At 66.3% G+C, this 18,280-nt stretch carries 19 protein-coding genes; 11 read left to right on the top strand and 8 right to left on the bottom strand.

Annotation, left to right across the window (positions count from 1 at the left end; genetic code table 11):
* Positions 1-9 precede the first annotated feature (9 nt).
* Complete coding sequence (locus AC0KXH_RS02180) at positions 10-792, top strand: universal stress protein (protein WP_488224077.1); 783 nt, start codon at positions 10-12, stop codon at positions 790-792.
* Here the strand turns inward: AC0KXH_RS02180 and AC0KXH_RS02175 are convergent.
* The gene (locus AC0KXH_RS02175) at positions 789-1,556 is read right to left on the bottom strand and encodes a ParA family protein (RefSeq protein WP_488224076.1); all 768 of its coding nucleotides are present in this window, start codon (positions 1,554-1,556) and stop codon (positions 789-791) included. The genes AC0KXH_RS02180 and AC0KXH_RS02175 overlap by 4 nt on opposite strands.
* Before the next feature lie 404 nt (positions 1,557-1,960).
* Here AC0KXH_RS02175 and AC0KXH_RS02170 point away from each other — a divergent pair, with 404 nt between their 5' ends.
* The 5 genes from AC0KXH_RS02170 to AC0KXH_RS02150 are packed head-to-tail and all read left to right on the top strand — an operon-like array spanning position 1,961 to position 6,542.
* The gene (locus AC0KXH_RS02170) at positions 1,961-3,169 is read left to right on the top strand and encodes an ABC transporter substrate-binding protein (RefSeq protein WP_061340253.1); all 1,209 of its coding nucleotides are present in this window, start codon (positions 1,961-1,963) and stop codon (positions 3,167-3,169) included.
* A gap of 2 nt (positions 3,170-3,171) precedes the next feature.
* Positions 3,172-3,969, top strand: a complete 798-nt coding sequence (locus tag AC0KXH_RS02165) for an ABC transporter ATP-binding protein (protein ID WP_043218080.1) — start codon at positions 3,172-3,174, stop codon at positions 3,967-3,969.
* Positions 3,962-4,666 carry an ABC transporter ATP-binding protein gene (locus AC0KXH_RS02160; RefSeq protein WP_269262151.1) on the top strand — a complete coding sequence of 235 codons (705 nt, stop codon included), beginning with the start codon at positions 3,962-3,964 and terminating at the stop codon, positions 4,664-4,666. Before AC0KXH_RS02165 ends, AC0KXH_RS02160 begins: the two co-directional genes overlap by 8 nt.
* Positions 4,666-5,553 carry a branched-chain amino acid ABC transporter permease gene (locus AC0KXH_RS02155; RefSeq protein WP_488224075.1) on the top strand — a complete coding sequence of 296 codons (888 nt, stop codon included), beginning with the start codon at positions 4,666-4,668 and terminating at the stop codon, positions 5,551-5,553. The genes AC0KXH_RS02160 and AC0KXH_RS02155 overlap by 1 nt, the downstream gene beginning before the upstream one ends.
* Entirely contained in the window at positions 5,553-6,542 is a 990-nt protein-coding gene (locus AC0KXH_RS02150; protein WP_043218075.1) for a branched-chain amino acid ABC transporter permease, read from the top strand. Before AC0KXH_RS02155 ends, AC0KXH_RS02150 begins: the two co-directional genes overlap by 1 nt.
* A gap of 18 nt (positions 6,543-6,560) precedes the next feature.
* On the opposite strand, the gene AC0KXH_RS02145 is transcribed toward AC0KXH_RS02150, so the two are convergent.
* The 3 genes from AC0KXH_RS02145 to AC0KXH_RS02135 all read right to left on the bottom strand — a co-directional run bounded on the left by AC0KXH_RS02145 (position 6,561) and on the right by AC0KXH_RS02135 (position 9,024).
* Complete coding sequence (locus AC0KXH_RS02145; RefSeq protein ID WP_061337959.1) at positions 6,561-7,355, bottom strand: thymidylate synthase; 795 nt, start codon at positions 7,353-7,355, stop codon at positions 6,561-6,563.
* Positions 7,356-7,430: 75 nt separating this feature from the next.
* On the bottom strand, positions 7,431-8,231 hold the full coding sequence (lgt, locus tag AC0KXH_RS02140) for a prolipoprotein diacylglyceryl transferase (RefSeq protein WP_165562204.1): 801 nt from the start codon (positions 8,229-8,231) through the stop codon (positions 7,431-7,433).
* A 10-nt stretch (positions 8,232-8,241) separates the two neighbouring features.
* On the bottom strand, positions 8,242-9,024 hold the full coding sequence (locus tag AC0KXH_RS02135; RefSeq protein ID WP_061338100.1) for a sulfite exporter TauE/SafE family protein: 783 nt from the start codon (positions 9,022-9,024) through the stop codon (positions 8,242-8,244).
* Between the two features lie 128 nt (positions 9,025-9,152).
* On the opposite strand from AC0KXH_RS02135, the gene AC0KXH_RS02130 reads away from it, so the two are divergent.
* Positions 9,153-9,911, top strand: coding sequence for an NRDE family protein (locus tag AC0KXH_RS02130; protein WP_488224074.1), 759 nt, complete (start codon positions 9,153-9,155; stop codon positions 9,909-9,911).
* A gap of 9 nt (positions 9,912-9,920) precedes the next feature.
* On the opposite strand, the gene ptsP is transcribed toward AC0KXH_RS02130, so the two are convergent.
* Positions 9,921-12,194, bottom strand: a complete 2,274-nt coding sequence (ptsP, locus tag AC0KXH_RS02125; protein WP_043218070.1) for a phosphoenolpyruvate--protein phosphotransferase — start codon at positions 12,192-12,194, stop codon at positions 9,921-9,923.
* 22 nt (positions 12,195-12,216) lie between these two features.
* Positions 12,217-12,696 carry an RNA pyrophosphohydrolase gene (locus AC0KXH_RS02120; protein WP_061337962.1) on the bottom strand — a complete coding sequence of 160 codons (480 nt, stop codon included), beginning with the start codon at positions 12,694-12,696 and terminating at the stop codon, positions 12,217-12,219.
* Positions 12,697-12,906: 210 nt separating this feature from the next.
* Here AC0KXH_RS02120 and AC0KXH_RS02115 point away from each other — a divergent pair, with 210 nt between their 5' ends.
* Both AC0KXH_RS02115 and AC0KXH_RS02110 read left to right on the top strand, forming a co-directional pair.
* Complete coding sequence (locus tag AC0KXH_RS02115; RefSeq protein WP_488224073.1) at positions 12,907-13,563, top strand: histidinol-phosphatase; 657 nt, start codon at positions 12,907-12,909, stop codon at positions 13,561-13,563.
* 114 nt (positions 13,564-13,677) lie between these two features.
* Complete coding sequence (locus AC0KXH_RS02110) at positions 13,678-14,904, top strand: MFS transporter (protein WP_488224072.1); 1,227 nt, start codon at positions 13,678-13,680, stop codon at positions 14,902-14,904.
* Here AC0KXH_RS02110 and AC0KXH_RS02105 read toward each other — a convergent pair whose 3' ends face one another.
* Positions 14,905-15,333 carry a DUF2269 family protein gene (locus AC0KXH_RS02105; RefSeq protein ID WP_061337965.1) on the bottom strand — a complete coding sequence of 143 codons (429 nt, stop codon included), beginning with the start codon at positions 15,331-15,333 and terminating at the stop codon, positions 14,905-14,907.
* A gap of 20 nt (positions 15,334-15,353) precedes the next feature.
* A complete protein-coding gene (gene ilvA / locus AC0KXH_RS02100; protein ID WP_488224071.1) occupies positions 15,354-16,868 on the bottom strand; it encodes a threonine ammonia-lyase, biosynthetic in 1,515 nt (504 codons plus the stop codon).
* A 175-nt stretch (positions 16,869-17,043) separates the two neighbouring features.
* Between ilvA and rpiA the strand changes: the two genes are divergently transcribed.
* Both rpiA and AC0KXH_RS02090 read left to right on the top strand, forming a co-directional pair.
* Positions 17,044-17,715 carry a ribose-5-phosphate isomerase RpiA gene (gene rpiA / locus AC0KXH_RS02095; protein WP_437270279.1) on the top strand — a complete coding sequence of 224 codons (672 nt, stop codon included), beginning with the start codon at positions 17,044-17,046 and terminating at the stop codon, positions 17,713-17,715.
* Between the two features lie 82 nt (positions 17,716-17,797).
* On the top strand, positions 17,798-18,145 hold the full coding sequence (locus tag AC0KXH_RS02090; protein ID WP_061337967.1) for a YegP family protein: 348 nt from the start codon (positions 17,798-17,800) through the stop codon (positions 18,143-18,145).
* The last annotated feature ends 135 nt before the right edge of the window (positions 18,146-18,280 follow it).

Here is an 18,280-nt window from a genome sequence, read left to right as displayed (position 1 = left end):
GAGGCCCGCATGGTCAAGCACATTCTGGTCGCCCACGATCTCAGTCCGGACGCCGATCTGGCACTGCGCCGCGCCGCACAGCTGGCTCGCCAGTGCAACGCGCAGCTGAGCCTGGCGCATGTCTGCGAGGCCGACGAGCAGGCCGCCGGTGAGCAGCTGCAGGCACAACTGGACCAGCTGGGCCTGGACGATGTACGCCTGTGGCTCCGCCCGGGGCCTACAGTCGAAGGGCTGCTGGCGCTGGCCGGCGGCATCGAGGCCGACCTGCTGGTACTCGGCCGCCACCATCGCCAGTCACCGCAAGGCTTCGCCGGCACCACACTGGAACGCATCCTGCTGGCCACCCCGATTCCGCTGTTGCTGGTGACGCATCCGGCAATCGAGCCCTACCGCCAGGCCCTGGCTGCGCTGGATTATTCGCGCTGCGCCAACCGGGCCCTGCACGCCGCCTGGCAGCTATTGCCGCCCGAGGCGAAGCTGCATGCGCTGAACATCGAGGAAGTCGCGGAGATTCACGGGGCCGATCCGGCGGCGCTGGCGCTGCAGGTCGAGCTGTTCGGCCAGCTGATCGACGATACGCGCACAGCGCTCGGGGCCGACGAGGGGCGGCTCAGCTACAGCCTGCATCAGGGCGAACGGCTCAACTGCCTGGATGCGGCGATCAGCGAGCTGCAGCCGCAACTGCTGGCGCTCGGCGGGCACAGCCGCAGCGAGCTGAGCCACGCGCTGCTCGGCAGCCTGACCCGGTACTTCTTCGATAACCCGCCATGCGATGTGCTGGTCGCCCGCTAGGCGTCGAGCAAGTCGTGCAGTTCGACGAACTGGCGACTCAGCTTGTGTCGCGCATCGAGGTGCACCAGCGGCAGGCAGGCCTGGTGCGACTCGCGCATCTTCACCGAACTCATCAGGTACACCGGTAGCACCGGCAGGCCCTCGGCAACCAGCGCCTCGATCATCTGCTGCGGCAAGCCGGCGCGCGGCTGGAACTGGTTGACCACGATGCCCTCCACCGCCAGCGCCGGGTTGTGGTCGTCGCGTACTTCTTCGATCTCGGCCAGCAGGCCATAGAGCGCCTGTCGGGAAAAGGCATCGCAGTCAAAGGGAATCAGGCAACGGTCGGCGGCAATCAGCGCCGACACCGTGTAGAAATTCAGCGCGGGCGGGGTATCCAGGTAGATCCGCTCGTAGTCCTCGGCCAACGCCTCGAGCAGTTTGCGCAGCTTGTTGATCTTGTGCTTGGCCTCCAGCTTCGGCTGCAGGTCGGCCAGTGCCGGGCTGGCAGTGATCAGGTCGAGATTGGCAAAGGGCGTCGGGCTGATCGGCGGCCGCGCCTTGCGCGCACTCGCCCCGCCCTCGAGCACCTGGACGAAGAACTCGGCGATGCCCAGCGGAATGTTGTCACCCAGCTTGCCGCTGAGGTAATGGCTCGAGTTGGCCTGCGCATCGAGGTCGATCAGCAGCGTGCGGTAACCCTGTGCGGCACTGATCGCGGCGAGGTTGCAGGCGATGCTGGATTTGCCGACGCCACCTTTCTGATTGAACACCACCCTGCGCATGTCTCGTCTCCCTGATCTGATCGCCCGAGTCTATACGGCAAACGCGACATCTACCTGACAGCGCGGCGATTTGCCGAGCCTGGCAACGCCGGGCCGCGCCCGGCACGCGGTTGCGTACCGCCAAAGCCCTGCTACGGTTAGCTCTACCGATAACAATAAAAGGCACACCGAATGCCTCTCCCTCCGGGTACTCGTCGCCCCTGTCTGACAACGAGCCGACACCACCGATCCCGCGCTGCCGGCCTGCCCGCATGGCAGGGCGCCGGCTGCCACTATCCGACATGCAACCTGTTCCGGCCGACCACACGGCCGGCCGCCTGCTTCCGCTTCCCATCCAGCCACCGGCCGGGCGACGCCTCTTGCGGCGCGCCCGGCACGGCGGTCCAACGCGCAAGGAGATACGCATGAAGCCAACAGCCATTGCAGCGGCAACCCTCGCCGCGGCACTGACCGTGCCGGTGTCGGCGGCCGAATTTTCCGACGGCAAGGTGAAGATCGGCATTCTCAACGACCAGTCCGGCGTGTACGCCGACTTCGGCGGCAAGTGGTCGTACGAAGCGGCGAAGATGGCCGCCGAAGACTTCGGCGGCAAGGTCAAGGGTGTGCCGATCGAGATCGTCACCGCCGACCACCAGAACAAGCCGGACATCGCCTCGAACATCGCGCGTCAGTGGTACGACCGCGAGCAGGTCGACGCGATCATGGAGTTGACCACCTCTTCGGTCGCCCTGGCGGTGCAGGGCATTTCCAAGAGCAAGCAGAAGATCAACCTGGTCACCGGCGCCGCAACCACCGAGCTGACCGGCAAGCAATGCTCGCCCTATGGCTTCCACTGGGCCTACGACACCCACGCGCTGGCGGTCGGTACCGGCGGCGCGCTGGTTTCCCAGGGTGGCGACAGCTGGTATTTCCTCACCGCCGACTATGCCTTTGGCTACTCGCTGGAAGAGCAGACCTCCACCTTCGTCAAATCCAAGGGCGGAGAGGTGCTGGGCTCGGTTCGCCATCCGCTGGCGACCACCGACTACTCATCGTTCCTGCTCCAGGCGCAGGCCTCTGGGGCGAAGGTCATCGGCCTGGCCAACGCCGGCCTGGACACCGCCAACAGCATCAAGCAGGCCGCCGAGTTCGGCATCGTCGCCAGCGGCCAGCGCCTGGCCGCCCTGCTTTTCACCCTTTCGGAAGTGCATGGCCTGGGGCTCGATGCCGCTCAGGGCCTGACCCTCACCGAAAGCTTCTACTGGGATCGCGACGACCAGTCGCGCGAGTTCGGCGAGCGCTTCTTCAAACGCACCGGGCGGATGCCGAACATGATTCAGGCCGGCACCTACTCCGGGGTGATGCAGTATCTCAAGGCAATCGACAAGGTCGGCAGCGACGCGACCGAGCCGGTCGCCAAGGCCATGCACGAGATGCCGGTGAACGACGTCTTCGCACGTAACGCCCGGGTCGGCGCCAACGGCCGGCTGATCAGCGACGTCTATCTGATGGAGGTGAAGAAGCCAGAGGAAAGCCAGCGCGACTGGGACTACTACAAGGTGCTGGCGACCGTCCCGGGCGATGAGGCCTACATCAAGCCGGCCGAGAGCGGCTGCGAGCTGGCCGGGAAATGAACATGGCCGTCCGCTCGGAAAGCCCGCGCGAGCCCGAGCCCGCCGAGCAGCACCCGGTGCTGCTCGCGGCGCGCGGCCTGCGCAAGGAGTTCGGCGGTTTCGTCGCGGTCAACAATGTCGATCTGGACGTGCGCCATGCCCAGGTGCATGCCCTGATCGGCCCCAACGGGGCCGGCAAGACCACGGTGTTCAACCTGCTGACCAAGTTTCTGCAGCCCACCGCCGGCAGCATTCGCCTGCTCGAACAGGACATCACCCGCACCGACCCCGCGCGCGTCGCGCGGCTGGGGCTGGTGCGCTCGTTCCAGATCTCGGCGGTATTTCCGCACCTCTCGGTGCTGGACAACGTGCGCGTCGCCCTGCAGCGCCCCAATGGCCTGGCGACCCAGTGCTGGCTGCCGCTGCGCTCGCTGAACCGCCTCAACGACAGGGCCATGCAGCTGCTCGAGGCGGTCGGCCTGGGCGACCGGCGCAACGACCTGGCAGCCGACCTCTCCTACGGGCGCAAGCGCGTGCTGGAGCTGGCGACCACCCTGGCGCTCGAGCCCAAGGTGTTGTTGCTCGACGAGCCCATGGCCGGCATGGGCCACGAGGACGTGCACACGGTCGCCGAGATCATCCGCGAGGTCGCACGCGACCGCGCCGTACTCATGGTCGAGCACAACCTCAAGGTGGTCGCCGACCTCTGCCAGCAGGTGACAGTGCTGCAGCGTGGCGAAATCCTCACCTCGGGCGACTACCGCAGCGTCAGCGAGGACGAACGGGTACGCGAGGCCTACATGGGGACCGACGATGACTGACGCTTTGCTCGAGGTCCGCGACCTCAATGCCTGGTACGGCGAAAGCCACGCCCTGTACGGCATCGACCTCGATGTGCACGAGGGCGAAACCGTGACCCTGCTCGGGCGCAACGGGGTCGGCAAGACCACCGCGCTGCGCTCGATCGTCGGGATCATCCGCACCCGCAGCGGCAGCATCCGCTTCGATGGCAAGGACCTGCTGCGCGTGCCGCTGCATCGCACCGCCCGTTGCGGGATCGGCTACGTGCCCGAGGAACGCGGCATCTTCGCCACGCTGAGCGTCGAGGAAAATCTCACGCTGCCGCCGGTGATCGCCAAGGGCGGAATGAACCTGAAGGAGATCTACCAGCTGTTCCCCAATCTCGAGGAGCGCCGCAAGAGCCCCGGCACCAAGCTGTCCGGCGGCGAGCAGCAGATGCTCGCCATGGCGCGCATCCTGCGCACCGGCGCGCGCCTGCTGCTGCTTGACGAGCCCACCGAGGGCCTCGCCCCGGTGATCGTCCAGCGCATCGGCGAGGTGCTGCAGACCCTCAAGAAACGGGGCATGACGATCCTGCTGGTCGAGCAGAACTTCCGCTTCGCCAGCAAGATCGCGGATCGCTTCTACGTGGTCGACCACGGCAAGGTCATCGATCGTTTCACGGTCGGCGAACTGCCGGGTCGCATGACGATGCTCAACGAAGCGCTGGGGGTCTGATGACGACACTCTTCGACATACCCATTCAGGCCCTGCTCGGCCAACTGCTGATCGGCCTGATCAACGGCTCGTTCTACGCCATGCTGAGCCTCGGGCTGGCGATCATCTTCGGCATGCTGAAGATCATCAACTTCGCCCACGGCGCGCAGTTCATGATCGGCGCCTTCGCCGGCTACCTGCTGCTGGCCACCTTCGGCATCGGCTACTGGCCGGCATTGCTGCTCGCACCGCTGATCGTCGGCCTGGTCAGTGCCGCGATCGAGCGCGTCGCGCTGTCGCGGCTGTACAACCTCGACCATCTCTACAGCCTGCTCTTCACCTTTGGCCTGGCGCTCACGCTCGAAGGCGCCTTCCGCTATTTCTACGGCTCGTCCGGACAACCCTATGCGGTACCGAAGGAACTGGCCGGTGGCTACAACCTGGGCTTCATGTTCCTGCCCAAGTACCGCGCCTGGGTCGTGCTGGCATCCTTGGTGATCTGTATCGCCAGCTGGCTGCTGATCGAGAAGACCAAGCTTGGCGCCTACCTGCGCGCCTCGACCGAAAATCCGACGCTGGTGCGCACCTTCGGCATCAACGTGCCGCTGCTCCTGACCTTCACCTACGGCATGGGGGCGGCGCTGGCCGGGCTCGCCGGGATGCTCGCCGCGCCGATCTATCAGGTCAGCCCGCTGATGGGCTCCAACCTGATCATCGTGGTGTTCGCCGTGGTGGTGGTTGGCGGCATGGGTTCGATCCTGGGCGCGATCATCACCGGCTACATGCTCGGCATCCTCGAAGGGCTGACCAAGGTGTTCTACCCCGAAGCCTCCAATATCGTGATCTTCGTGATCATGGCGATCGTGCTGCTGGTGCGCCCGGCCGGCCTGATGGGGAGGGACGCCTGATGAACAGCCAAGCGCGAATCGACGCCGGCGCCAAGCGCCGGGCGCTGCGTCTGGAAACAGTGCTGATCGGCATCGGCGTGCTGCTCCTGGCGCTGGCGCCGTTGTATTTCTACCCGATCTTCCTGATGAAGGTGCTGTGCTTCGCGCTGTTCGCCTGCGCCTTCAACCTGCTGCTCGGCTACACCGGGATCCTGTCTTTCGGGCACGCAGCCTTCTTCGGCGGCTCGGCCTATTTCACCGCCCACGCGGTCAAGGAGTGGGGCCTGTCGCCGGAACTCGGCGTGCTGGTCGGCGTGGCCGGCGCCTCGCTGCTCGGCCTGGTCATCGGCTTTCTGGCGATCCGCCGGCAAGGCATCTATTCGACGATGATCACCCTGGCGCTGTCGCAGATGTTTTTCTTCTTCTGCCTGCAGGCGCCCTTCACCCACGGCGAGGATGGCATCCAGAACGTGCCGCGCGGACGGCTGTTCGGCCTCATCGACCTGAGCCAGCCGCTGTTCATGTACTTCTTCGTGCTGAGCGCCTTTCTCGCCGGCCTGTTCGTGATCTGGCGGGTGATCCATTCGCCCTACGGCATGGTGCTGCGCTCGATCCGCGAGAACGAGAACCGGGCGATCTCGCTCGGCTATTCGGTGGCACGCTACAAGCTCGGCGCGTTCGTCATGTCCGCCGCGCTGGCCGGCCTGGCCGGCGGGCTGAAGGCCCTGGTGTTCCAGTTCGCCACGCTGACCGACGTGAGCTGGCAGATGTCCGGCGAAGTGGTGCTGATGACCCTGCTCGGCGGCATCGGCACGCTGGTCGGGCCAGCCTTCGGCGCCGCGCTGGTGACGACCCTGGGCAACTACTTCGCCACGTCCAACTTGCCGGTGACGCTGGTCACCGGCATCATTTTCATGGTCTGCGTGCTGGTCTTCCGCCGCGGCATGATCGGCGAGCTCTACGCCTCACGCCTGGGCCGCCGACTGGCGCAGCGCCGCGAGGAGGACTAGGCCAGGCGCCGCCGCGGGTCAGACCGCGACCGGCGCCTTGATGTGCGGATGGCTCTGGTAGCCGACCAGCTCGAAATCCTCGAAGCGGAAGGCGAACAGGTCACGTACCTCGGGGTTGAGTTTCATCGTCGGCAACGGCAGCGGCTCGCGCGTCAGCTGCAGGTCGGCCTGCTCCAGGTGGTTGGCGTACAGGTGGCAGTCGCCGCCGGTCCAGATGAACTCGCCCGGCTCGAGATCGCAGACCTGGGCGATCATCAACGTCAGCAACGCGTAGCTCGCGATGTTGAACGGCACCCCGAGGAAGATGTCCGCCGAGCGCTGATAGAGCTGGCAGCTGAGCTTGCCGTCGGCGACGTAGAACTGGAACAGCGCGTGACACGGCGGCAGTGCCATCTGATCGACCAGTGCCGGGTTCCAGGCCGAGACGATCAGCCGTCGCGAATCGGGATTGGCGCGAATCATCTCCAGCAGCTTGGCGATCTGGTCGATCGACTCGCCATTGGGCGCCGGCCAGCTGCGCCATTGGTAGCCGTAGACCGGGCCGAGGTCGCCGTTCTCGTCGGCCCATTCGTCCCAGATCGACACGCCGTTTTCCTTCAGGTAGCCGATGTTGGTCTCACCTTTGAGGAACCACAGCAGCTCGTGGATGATCGAGCGCAGGTGGCATTTCTTCGTCGTGACCAGCGGAAAACCCTCGGCCAGATCGAAGCGCATCTGGTAGCCGAAGACGCTGTAGGTGCCGGTGCCGGTGCGGTCGCTCTTGTAAGTGCCGTGTTCACGCACATGCCGCATCAGGTCGAGGTACTGTTTCATCGCAGGCTCGTGGAATGGAAAAGGGCCAATGGTAAGAGGCCCGGCCGCGCTTGTCGCGTCGGCCGGGCCGGACGGTCAGGCAATCGCCTTCGGCGGATTATGCCGGTAGGCCCAGGCCATCAGGCCCGCGCCGCCGAGGATCATCGGCACGCAGAGCACCTGTCCCATGGTCAGCCAGCCGAACGCCAGGTAGCCGAGCTGCGGGTCGGGCACCCGGACGAACTCGACGATGAAGCGGAAGATGCCGTAGCAGATCGCGAACAGGCCCGATACCGCCATCGTCGGGCGCGGCTTGCGCGAGTAGATCCAGAGAATCACGAACAACGCCACGCCCTCGAGGGCGAACTGGTACAGCTGCGACGGATGCCGCGCCAGCTGCTGCGGATCGGTCGGAAACACCATGGCCCAGGGCACATCGCTCGCCTTGCCCCAGAGCTCGGCGTTGATGAAGTTGCCGATGCGTCCGGCACCGAGGCCGATCGGCACCAGCGGGGCAATGAAGTCCATCAGCTCGAAGAAGCTCTTGCCATTGCGCCGCGCGAAGATCCAGGTGCACAGCAGCACACCGAGCAGACCGCCGTGAAACGACATGCCACCCTTCCAGATCTGCAGGATCAGGCTCGGATCATTGAGGTAGGCCGGCAGGTCGTAGAACAGCACGTAGCCGAGGCGGCCACCGACGATCACCCCCATCGCCACCCAGAACACCAGATCGGACAGCTTGTCCTTCGGCCATTCGGGCGCGAAGCGCTGGACCCTGCGCGAGGCCAGCAGCCAGGCGCCACCGATGCCGACGAGGTACATCAGGCCGTACCAGTGGATCTTCAGCGGGCCAAGGGCCACGGCCACGGGGTCGATCTGCGGATAGGGCAGCATCGAAGTCTCCTTAGATCAAGAAATTGGTGCCCACGGTGAGCAACAGCAGGGCGAACAGACGGCGCAGCACCTTGGGCGACAGTCGGTGCGCCAAGCGTGCGCCGAGCCGGGCGAAGAACATGCTGGTCAGGGCGATGCCGACCATCGCCGGCAGATAGACGAAGCCCAGGCTCCACTCCGGCAGCGCGGCTTCGTGCCAACCGACCACCATGAAGCTCGCCGCACCGGCGACGGCAATCGGTACGCCACAAGCGGCGGACGTCGCCACCGCCTGTTGCATCGGCACGCTGCGCCAACTGAGGAAGGGCACGGTCAGCGAGCCGCCACCGATACCGAAGATCGCCGAAGCCCAGCCGATCACGGCGCCGGCGACCGTCAGCCCCGGCTTGCCCGGCACGCTGCCGGCCGCTTTTGGGCGCAGATCCAGGCCCATCTGCACGGCCATGAGAATGGCGAACACACCGATGATCTTCTGCAGGACCGGCCCCTGCAGCGCAGCAGCGGTGAGGCTGCCGAGGCCGGCGCCAGCAAGGATGCCGAGGGTCATCCAGCCCACCAGCGGCCAGCGAACCGCGCCTTTCTGGTGATGTGCGAGCACCGAGTTGATCGAGGTGAAGACGATGGTTGCCAGCGACGTCCCCACGGCAAGATGGGTGAGCACCTCGGGGGCGACGCCCTGCGCGGTGAAGCTGAATACCAGCACCGGCACGATCACCAACCCGCCGCCGACACCGAACAGCCCGGCCAGCACGCCGGCCAGGGCGCCAAGGGTCAGGTAAAGCACAAACTCCATCGCGGCATCCAACCAGGCGAGCAAAGGCGAAATGGTAGCGGAAAGCCGGTGCGAAGCCGAGTCGTGGTTGCCGAACCGCTCGCCAGCCTGCACTCTGCCGCTCCAGCCTTCCGCAAACAGGGCGAACCATGTGTCTGATCGTTCTAGCCCGGCGCCCCGGGCACCCGCTCCCCCTGGTGGTCGCCGCCAACCGCGACGAGTTTCACGAGCGCCCGAGCCTGGCCCTTGGCCGCTGGGAAGATGCACCAGAGATCATCGCCGGCCGGGATCTGCAAGCCGGCGGCACCTGGATGGGCATCACCGAAACCGGTCGCTTCGCCGCGCTGACCAACATTCGCGTCGGCGGGCAGCCGGCCGGCAAGCGCAGCCGTGGCGAGCTGCCGGAAGCCTTCCTGCGCGGCGAGGCGGCCCCGGAGTCGTTTCTGCGCGCGCTTTGCGGGCGCCTGCAGGACTATGCCGGCTTCAACCTGCTGGTGGGCGACCGCGACGAACTCTGGCATCTGAATTCGCATAGCGGCACCGTGCAACGCCTGCCGGGTGGCGTCTACGGGCTCAGCAACGCCGACCTGGACAGCCCGTGGCCGAAGCTCGAACGCGCCCGCGCGGCCTTCACACACTGCCTGCTGGAGCCGACACCCGAGGCGCTGCTGGAGCTGCTCGCCGACCGGCAGCGTGCCGCCGACAGCGAACTGCCGAGCACGGGGGTTCCGCTGGAATGGGAGCGACTGTTATCGAGCATCTTTATCGCCAGCCCGGGTTACGGTACGCGGGCGAGCACCGCCCTGTTGCACCACGCCGATGGCCGGCTGGTGGTAGTCGAGCGCAGCTACGCGGCCGACGGCCGCGCCAGCGATACCTGGCTGCAGCTCGAAACGCGCGCAGGGTGAGCGCAGCCGTCAGACCGCGGCGGACGGATTGAGCAGGCGGTTGAGGCCGAGGTTGCGCAGGGTCAGCTGCACGGTGGCATGAATGACCTGCGGGCTGTCGAGCACCATGACCCGGGCGAGCAGATCCTTGGCGGTCTGCATGCTGATCTGGCGCAACAGCCACTTCACCTTCGGCAGGTTGGTGGCGTTCATCGACAGGCTGTCGAAGCCCATCGCCAGCAAGAGAATCGCCGCCGCCGGATCGCCGGCCATCTCGCCGCAGATGCTCACCGGCTTGCCTTCCTCGTGCGCTTCGCTGACCACACGCTGCAGGGTCTGCAGCACCGCCGGGTGCAGGTAGTCGTAGAGGTCGGCAACACGCGGATTGTTGCGATCAACGGCCAGCATGTACTGGGTCAGGTCGTTGGAGCCGACCGAGATGAAATCGGCCATTCGCGCCATCTCGCGGGTCAGGTAGACCGCCGCGGGCACTTCGATCATCACGCCCACGGGCGGCATCTCGATATCCAGGCCCTCGTCGCGCACCTCGCCCCAGGCGCGGTGAATCAGGTGCAACGCCTCTTCCAGCTCGCGGATCCCGGAGATCATCGGCAGCAGAATGCGCAGGTTGTTCAGCCCCGCGCTGGCCTTGAGCATGGCGCGGGTCTGCAGCAGGAAGATTTCCGGATGATCGAGCGTGACGCGGATGCCGCGCCAGCCGAGGAAGGGGTTCTCTTCCTTGATCGGGAAATAAGGCAGGCACTTGTCGCCGCCGATGTCCAGGCTGCGCATCGTCACCGGCAGCGGATGAAAAGCCTCCAGCTGCTCGCGGTAGATGGCCATCTGTTCCTTTTCGCTGGGGAAACGCTCCTTGATCATGAAGGGCACTTCGGTGCGATACAGACCGACGCCTTCGGCGCCGCGCTCCTGCGCCCGTACCACATCGGCGAGCAGGCCGGTGTTGACCCAAAGCGGCACACGATGCCCGTCGGTGGTCTCGCAAGGCAGCTCGCGCAGCACGTCGAGGCCCTCGGAGAGCTGACGCTCCTGCTCGGCGAGTACCTCGTACTGCTCGCGCAATACCTTGCCGGGGTTGGTGATGATTTCGCCCCGGTAGCCATCGACGATCAGCTCGATGCCATCGAGCTTCGAATAAGGCAGGTCGACCGCACCCATCACCGTCGGAATGCCCATCGCCCGCGCGAGGATGGCGACGTGCGAGTTGCTCGAACCGAGCACCGAGACCATCCCCACGAGCTTGCCTTCAGGCACCTCGCCGAGCATTGCCGGCGACAGTTCCTCGCTCACGAGGATGGTCTTGTCCGGGTAGGTCAGCGTCTGCTGGTGGGCTTCCTGCAGGTAGGAAAGCAGACGCCGGCCGATGTCCTTGACGTCCGAGGCGCGCTCGCGCAGGTAGGCGTCGTCCATCAGCTCGAAACGCCGCACGTGGTCGTTCACGACCTGGCGCAGGGCGCCCTGCGCCCACTGCCCGGTGCGAATGACCTTGATCACCTCACCGCCGAGCGCGGAGTCGTCGAGCATCATCAGATAGACGTCGAACAGCGCACGCTCTTCCTTGCGCATCTGGCTTGCCAGTTTTTCCGACAGCGTGCGCATGTCGCGGCGCACCGACTCGAGGGCATTGTGGAACAGCGCCAGTTCGGCCTCGACGTCCTCGACCTGCTTGTCCGGCACCACCTCGAGATCGGCCGGAGGCAGCACAACCACGGCGGTCCCCACCGCGGCTCCCGGGGCGCCGGGAATACCGCCGAAGCGCGCCTCCTGGATACCCTTGCCCTGGCGGCCGAGGCCGCGGATCGAGCCGGTCGCCTCGGCGTGCGCGATAACCCCGGCGAGCTGCGCGCTCATGGTGACGAGAAAGGCTTCCTCGCCCTCGTCGAACTGCCGCCGTTCACGCTGCTGGATGACCAGCACGCCCATGACGCGGCGATGGTGGATGATCGGCGCGCCGAGAAAAGAGGCGTAGCGTTCCTCGCCGGTTTCGGCGAAGTAGCGATAGCGGGGGTGTTCAGAGGCATGCTCGAGATTGAGCGGCTCCTCGCGCGTGCCGACCAGGCCGACCAGGCCTTCGCTCGGCGCCATGCTGACCTTGCCGATGGCGCGCTTGTTGAGGCCTTCGGTGGCCATCAGAACGAAGCGTTCGGTTTCCGGATCGAGCAGATAGACCGAGCAGACATGGCTGCCCATGGCCTCCTTGACTCTCAGCACGATGATGCCCAAGGCCGCCTTGAGGTCCTTGGCGGCATTGACTTCCTGGACGATCTTGCGCAGCGTGCCGAGCATGCTCAAAGAGGCTTTCTCCTCTTCAGTCCCGCACCGGCAAGCGCGGGGCCAGTTCTTTGAGTGCGCGACGATAGACCTCGCGCTTGAAGGTGACCACCTGTCCCAGCGGATACCAGTAGCTGACCCAGCGCCAACCGTCGAATTCCGGCTTGCCGGTCAGATCCATCCTGACCCGGTCTTCGGCGCCGACCAACCGCAGCAGGAACCACTTCTGCTTCTGGCCGATGCACAGCGGCTGGCTGTGCGTGCGTACCAGGCGCTGCGGCAGCCGATAACGCAGCCAACCACGGGTACAGGCAAGGATGTCGACATCGTGCTGCTCGAGCCCCACTTCTTCGTTGAGCTCACGGTAGAGCGCTTCTTCGGGTGTCTCGCGAGCGTTGATGCCGCCCTGGGGAAACTGCCAGGCGTCCTGATTGATCCGCCTGGCCCAGAGGACCTGGCCGAAATCATTGGTCAGGATGATACCGACATTCGGCCGAAAACCATCGGAATCGATCACGACTAGCAACCTCGAAAACGCATGTCGCCGCATTGTTCCACAAAACGGCAGCGAGCCGAAAGCGCGGCAAGCGGCCGCTGGAATCAGCCGTCAACACGGCCCTGACCGCCCCTGCCGGACATGGCGAACGGGCCGATACGCCGCTCGCCTACCGACGGCCGAGTTCCGCTATGCTTGGCGCCCTCTGACTGATGACCGAGGTTCCCGACCGTGCGCTTGGCCCTATTCGACCTGGACAATACCCTGCTGGCCGGTGACAGCGATCACGCCTGGGGCGAATTCCTCTGCCAGCGCGGCCTGGTCGATGTCGACACCTACCGGGCGCGCAACGACGCGTTCTATCAGGACTATCTCGACGGCAAGCTGGACGTCCACGCCTACCAGAACTTCTGCCAGGAGATTCTCGGGCGCCGCGAGATGGCCGAACTGCAGCGCTGGCACGACGAGTTCATGCGCGAGCACATCGAACCGCTGGTGCTGGCCAAGGGCGAGGCGCTGCTGCGTCGGCACCTGGAGGCGGGTGACCGGGTAGCCATCGTCACCGCGACCAACCGCTTCATCACCGGCCCGATCGCCGCACGCCTGGGCGTGGAAACGCTCTTGGCCACCGAATGCGAGATGGTCGACGGGCGCTACACCGGCCGCCTGACCGACATCCCCTGCTTCCAGGAAGGCAAGGTGCAGCGCATCGAGCGCTGGCTGGCGGAAAACGAGCAGACGCTCGAGGGCAGTTACTTCTACAGCGATTCGCGCAACGACCTGCCGCTGCTCGAGCGGGTCACCCATCCGGTGGCGGTCGATCCCGACCCGGTGCTGCGGGCGATCGCCGAGGAGCGCGGCTGGCAGGTCATCTCGCTGCGCCCGTGATCCGACGAATTACGCGCCGTGCTGCGGCGCGGCGCTAATGCGACACCCCAAAGGAACCCGACACCGCGGTCAGCCTGCCCGGGACACCGCTCGCACGCTCACAAGAGGAGCAGCATGCCCGCGTCCCTCGAACAACGCAGTTCCCGACCGATCGTGGTGGTCGCCCTGGCCACCGCACTGTGCCTGACCGGCGATTCCATGCTGTACATCGCCCTGCCGATCTACTGGCACGAAGTCGGCCTTGAGGCGCTCTGGCAGGTGGGCGTACTGCTCTCGGTCAACCGCCTGATCCGCCTGCCGTTCAACCCGCTGATCGGCTGGCTGTACCAGCGCATCAGTCTGCGCGCCGGCCTGCTGCTGGCCACCACGCTCGGCACCCTGACCACCCTGGGCTACGGCATCGCCAAGGGGTTCATCGCCTGGCTGCTGTTGCGCGCGCTGTGGGGCATCGGCTGGTCGTTCTTCCGCATCGGCGGCCTATCGGCGGTGGTCTACTGTGCCACCGGCCAGTCGCGCGGCCAGGCGATGGGCCTGTACAACGGTCTCTATCGACTCGGCAGCCTCGTCGGCATGCTGCTCGGCGGCCTGCTGGTGCCGGTCTACGGCCTGCCGGCACTGGCTCTGAGCTTCGCCGCCATGGCCCTGCTGGGCCTGCCATTGCTGCTGCGCCACTTCCAGCCCCCGGCGGCGCTCGACGAGCGCCAATTGCCGACGGCGCCCGCCGCCGATACCCCGCGACGGTCCGCACGGCTGAACGGCAAATACCGGGTGATCGTCAGCGGCTTCTGCACCGCCATGCTGATCCAGGGCGTGCTGGCGGCGACCCTGAGCGCACTGATCGAACGTTTCTACGGCAACCGGCTCGACCTGTTCGGCCTGCTGCTCAGCGCGACCGCGCTGTCTGGCATCCTGCAGGCGCTGCGCTGGTCATGGGAGCCTTGGCTGGGTCGGCGCTTCGGTGCCTGGTCCGACGGCCCGCGCGGCCGCTCGCGGCTCTATGGCGGAACGCTGCTGGTGGCGGCGCTGAGTTTCGGCCTGATGGCCAGCGGCCTGCCGCTGCTGCCCTGGCTCGCCGTGACCCTACTGGTGATGCTGCTGGCGACGGCGCTGACCACCCTTACCGATGCGCTGGCCAGCGACGCCGCCAGCACCAGCAACGTCGTCGCCTTCATGACGCGCTATTCGATCGCCCAGGACCTGGGCGCTGCCCTCGGGCCGCTGCTCGCCTACCTGCTGATCGGGCTGGCCGACGGCTTCGCCTGGCTGTACTGGGGCGGCTCGGCGATCTACCTGCTGTTGGCCCTGGCCTGGCTGCGCCGCAGGGGCCGTGCGGGCGATTGATCAGACCGGCTTGGCGCCCATCAGCGCCGTGATTGCGATCAGCACCAGCAGTACCAGCACGCCGTAGATGCCGGCATTGCGTGCGGCGGTGGCGTTGCCCGGTGCCTGCCAGGCGGCGAGGCGGCCGGCCAGCAGCGGCACCAGCGCTACCAGCACGACGAACAGCACGGAGCTGGCCAGCAGCCATAGCTGCCCCAGCGGCCATCCGGCCAGATGTGTCATCCACCATCCGGTCAGCGGCAATGACAGGCCGATCACCGCCAACAGCGGCAGGGACAGCCGGCGGGTGCGTTGCAACTTGCGCTGCAGCACGGCTTGGTCGCCGCCGCGGGCCGCCTTCCACAGCATCAGCAGGTGCACGATCACGCCCAGCAGCAAGAGCACTGCGGTGGCGCCATGCACGATGCGGAGGGACAGGTAGTGTTCCATTGGCTTTCCTTTATCTGCGCTCAGCCGAGAAACAGCTTGTAGGCGGGGTTGTCGCTTTCATCCCAGTAGCGGTAGCCGATCTTGTCCAGCGCCGCGGGTACCAGGTGGCGCTCCTCGGCAGGCACCTGCAGGCCGGCGACCACCCGGCCATCGGCCGCGCCGTGGTTGCGGTAGTGGAACATCGAGATGTTCCAGCGCCCGCCCAGCTTGTTGAGGAAGTTGAACAGCGCGCCGGGCCGTTCCGGGAATTCGAAGCGCAGCACCATCTCGTCGCTGACCCCGGCCGCGTGCCCACCGACCATGTGTCGGGTGTGCAGCTTGGCCAGTTCGTTGTCGGTCAGATCGAGCACCGGGAAGCCCTTGTCACGCAGGCCCTGCACCAGCGTCGCGCGCGGATCGTTTTCCGGATGGGTCTGCACGCCGACGAAAATGTGCGCCTCGCGGTCGGTGTGGTAGCGGTAGTTGAATTCGGTGATCTGACGCTTGCCGATCGCCTCGCAGAAGGTCTTGAAGCTGCCCGGACGCTCGGGGATGGTCACGGCGATGATCGCTTCACGCTTCTCGCCAAGCTCGGCGCGCTCGGCGACGTGCCGCAAGCGATCGAAATTGATGTTCGCCCCCGAGTCGATACCGACCAGCACCTGGTCGCTGACCCCTTCGCGCTCGGCGTACTTCTTGATACCGGCGACCGCGAGCGCGCCGGCCGGCTCGGTGATCGAGCGGGTGTCGTCGTAGATGTCCTTGATCGCCGCGCAGATCTCGTCGGTGCTGACGGTGATCACCTCGTCGACATAACGCCGGCAGATGTCGAAGGTGTGCTGGCCGATCTGCGCCACGGCCACGCCGTCGGCGAACAGGCCGACCTGCTCGAGCACCACGCGCTCGCCGGCGGCCATCGCAGCCTGCAGGCAATTCGAATCGTCCGGCTCGACCCCGATCACCTTGGTCTCGGGCCGCAGGTACTTGACGTAGGCGGCAATGCCGGCGATCAGCCCGCCGCCACCGACCGGCACGAAGATGGCGTCGATCGGCCCCTGGTGCTGGCGCAGGATCTCCATCGCCACGGTGCCCTGCCCGGCGATCACATCCGGATCATCGTACGGGTGGATATAGACGTAGCCCTTCTCCTCGACCAGCTTGAGCGAATAGGCCAGCGCGTCGGGGAAGGCATCGCCGTGCAGCACCGCTCGCCCGCCGCGTGCGCGCACACCCTGCACCTTCAGCTCGGGCGTGGTGCGCGGCATCACGATGGTCGCCTTGATGCCCAGCTGGCGGGCCGCCAGCGCCACGCCCTGGGCGTGATTGCCGGCGGAGGCCGTGACCACGCCGCGCGCCAGCTCATCGGCCGACAGCTGGGCCAGCTTGTTGTAGGCGCCACGAATCTTGAAGGAGAACACCGGCTGCAGGTCTTCGCGCTTGAGCAGGACCTGGTTGCCGAGGCGTTCGGAAAGCTGACGGGCCGGTTGCAGCGGGGTTTCCACGGCGACGTCATAGACGCGCGAGGTGAGGATCTTCTTGACGTACTGTTCGAGCATCGTGGCGGTCTTGAGCGGGTGGGCAGGCGTTTCGCGGAAGCGCCGAGTCTACCCCGCGACCGGACCGACGACCACCGACAATCCCGCGGCAGAACACCGGTACAGCGGGTGAGCGACATCGGCCAGTCATGCGCGGCTATAATCCTCGGCCCGTCTCCCGCCCCGGATGTCCACGATGAACCAGGACCAGCTCAAGCAGGCCGTCGCTCAGGCCGCCGTCGACCTTATCGTTCCCCAGCTCACCGACCGCAGCATCGTCGGCGTCGGCACCGGCTCGACGGCGAACTTCTTCATCGACCTGCTGGCGCAGCACAAGGGCTTCTTCGATGGAGCCGTCGCAAGCTCGCAGGCCACCGCCGAGCGACTGAAGCAGCACGGCATCCCGGTCTACGACCTGAACAACGTCGCGGACCTCGAGTTCTACGTCGACGGTGCCGACGAGGCCAACAAGCACCTGGAGCTGATCAAGGGCGGCGGCGCCGCATTGACCCGCGAAAAGATCGTCGCCGCGGTGGCCCGCACCTTCATCTGCATCGCCGACGCCAGCAAGCTGGTCGAACAGCTCGGTGCCTTCCCGCTGCCGGTCGAGGTGATCCCCATGGCGCGCAGCCACGTCGCCCGCGAGCTGGTCAAGCTCGGCGGCGACCCGGTCTATCGCGAGGGGGTGGTGACCGATAACGGCAACGTGATCCTCGACGTGCACAACCTGATGATCGGCTTCGCCCCCGACCTGGAAGCGAAGATCAACAACATTGTCGGCGTGGTGACCAACGGCCTGTTCTCCGCGCGCCCGGCCGACGTCCTGCTGCTCGGCACGCCGAGCGGCGTTCAGACACTCAAACGCTGAAGGCGGGGCGGCACCCGACGGAACCGGCGGCTACGCTTGTGAGGGCGCTCACCGCGTGACCACCAATCAGGAGGGTGTCGCCATGTCCGGCAAGTTCCATCTGAAGAAATCCAGCAACGGGCAGTTCCACTTCAACCTGCTGGCCAGCAACGGCCAGGTCATCCTGTCCAGCGAGCAGTACAAGGCCCACGCCTCGGCGCTGGGCGGAATCGAATCGGTACGCAAGAACGCTACGCGTGACGGCGCGTTCGAAATCAAGACCGGCGCGGGCGGCAAGCACTACTTCGTGCTCAAGGCCAGCAACGGACAGGTCATCGGCCAGAGCCAGATGTATGCCAGCGAGCGCAGTGCCGAACAGGGCTGCGACTCGGTGCGCCGACACGCACCCGACGCGCCCCTGCAGGACGAGAGCGCTGCCCTCGCCTCCTGACAACACAGGAGGCCTGGCGCCCAACCTCGGCGGCAGAACACCGGGGCAGACTTGCCTCGCCGAGCCGGTACAGCATGCCGTCTGACGTCACGGCCAGGCCTCCTGGGCTTCAGCCATGGCGGCCGGCACGCCGGT

It is taken from the genome of Stutzerimonas sp. CXK-1 (assembly GCF_057738225.1).
The sequence above is the reverse complement of the archived record's forward strand: the minus strand, read 5'-3'. Positions and strand labels throughout refer to the sequence as shown.

Coding starts and splice junctions, on each gene's coding strand:
- AC0KXH_RS02180 (WP_488224077.1), top strand. CDS start 10: ATGGTCAAGCACATTCTGGTCGCCCACGATCTCAGTCCGGACGCCGAT.
- AC0KXH_RS02175 (WP_488224076.1), bottom strand. CDS start 1,556: ATGCGCAGGGTGGTGTTCAATCAGAAAGGTGGCGTCGGCAAATCCAGC.
- AC0KXH_RS02170 (WP_061340253.1), top strand. CDS start 1,961: ATGAAGCCAACAGCCATTGCAGCGGCAACCCTCGCCGCGGCACTGACC.
- AC0KXH_RS02165 (WP_043218080.1), top strand. CDS start 3,172: ATGGCCGTCCGCTCGGAAAGCCCGCGCGAGCCCGAGCCCGCCGAGCAG.
- AC0KXH_RS02160 (WP_269262151.1), top strand. CDS start 3,962: ATGACTGACGCTTTGCTCGAGGTCCGCGACCTCAATGCCTGGTACGGC.
- AC0KXH_RS02155 (WP_488224075.1), top strand. CDS start 4,666: ATGACGACACTCTTCGACATACCCATTCAGGCCCTGCTCGGCCAACTG.
- AC0KXH_RS02150 (WP_043218075.1), top strand. CDS start 5,553: ATGAACAGCCAAGCGCGAATCGACGCCGGCGCCAAGCGCCGGGCGCTG.
- AC0KXH_RS02145 (WP_061337959.1), bottom strand. CDS start 7,355: ATGAAACAGTACCTCGACCTGATGCGGCATGTGCGTGAACACGGCACT.
- lgt (WP_165562204.1), bottom strand. CDS start 8,231: ATGCTGCCCTATCCGCAGATCGACCCCGTGGCCGTGGCCCTTGGCCCG.
- AC0KXH_RS02135 (WP_061338100.1), bottom strand. CDS start 9,024: ATGGAGTTTGTGCTTTACCTGACCCTTGGCGCCCTGGCCGGCGTGCTG.
- AC0KXH_RS02130 (WP_488224074.1), top strand. CDS start 9,153: ATGTGTCTGATCGTTCTAGCCCGGCGCCCCGGGCACCCGCTCCCCCTG.
- ptsP (WP_043218070.1), bottom strand. CDS start 12,194: ATGCTCGGCACGCTGCGCAAGATCGTCCAGGAAGTCAATGCCGCCAAG.
- AC0KXH_RS02110 (WP_488224072.1), top strand. CDS start 13,678: ATGCCCGCGTCCCTCGAACAACGCAGTTCCCGACCGATCGTGGTGGTC.
- AC0KXH_RS02105 (WP_061337965.1), bottom strand. CDS start 15,333: ATGGAACACTACCTGTCCCTCCGCATCGTGCATGGCGCCACCGCAGTG.
- ilvA (WP_488224071.1), bottom strand. CDS start 16,868: ATGCTCGAACAGTACGTCAAGAAGATCCTCACCTCGCGCGTCTATGAC.
- rpiA (WP_437270279.1), top strand. CDS start 17,044: ATGAACCAGGACCAGCTCAAGCAGGCCGTCGCTCAGGCCGCCGTCGAC.
- AC0KXH_RS02090 (WP_061337967.1), top strand. CDS start 17,798: ATGTCCGGCAAGTTCCATCTGAAGAAATCCAGCAACGGGCAGTTCCAC.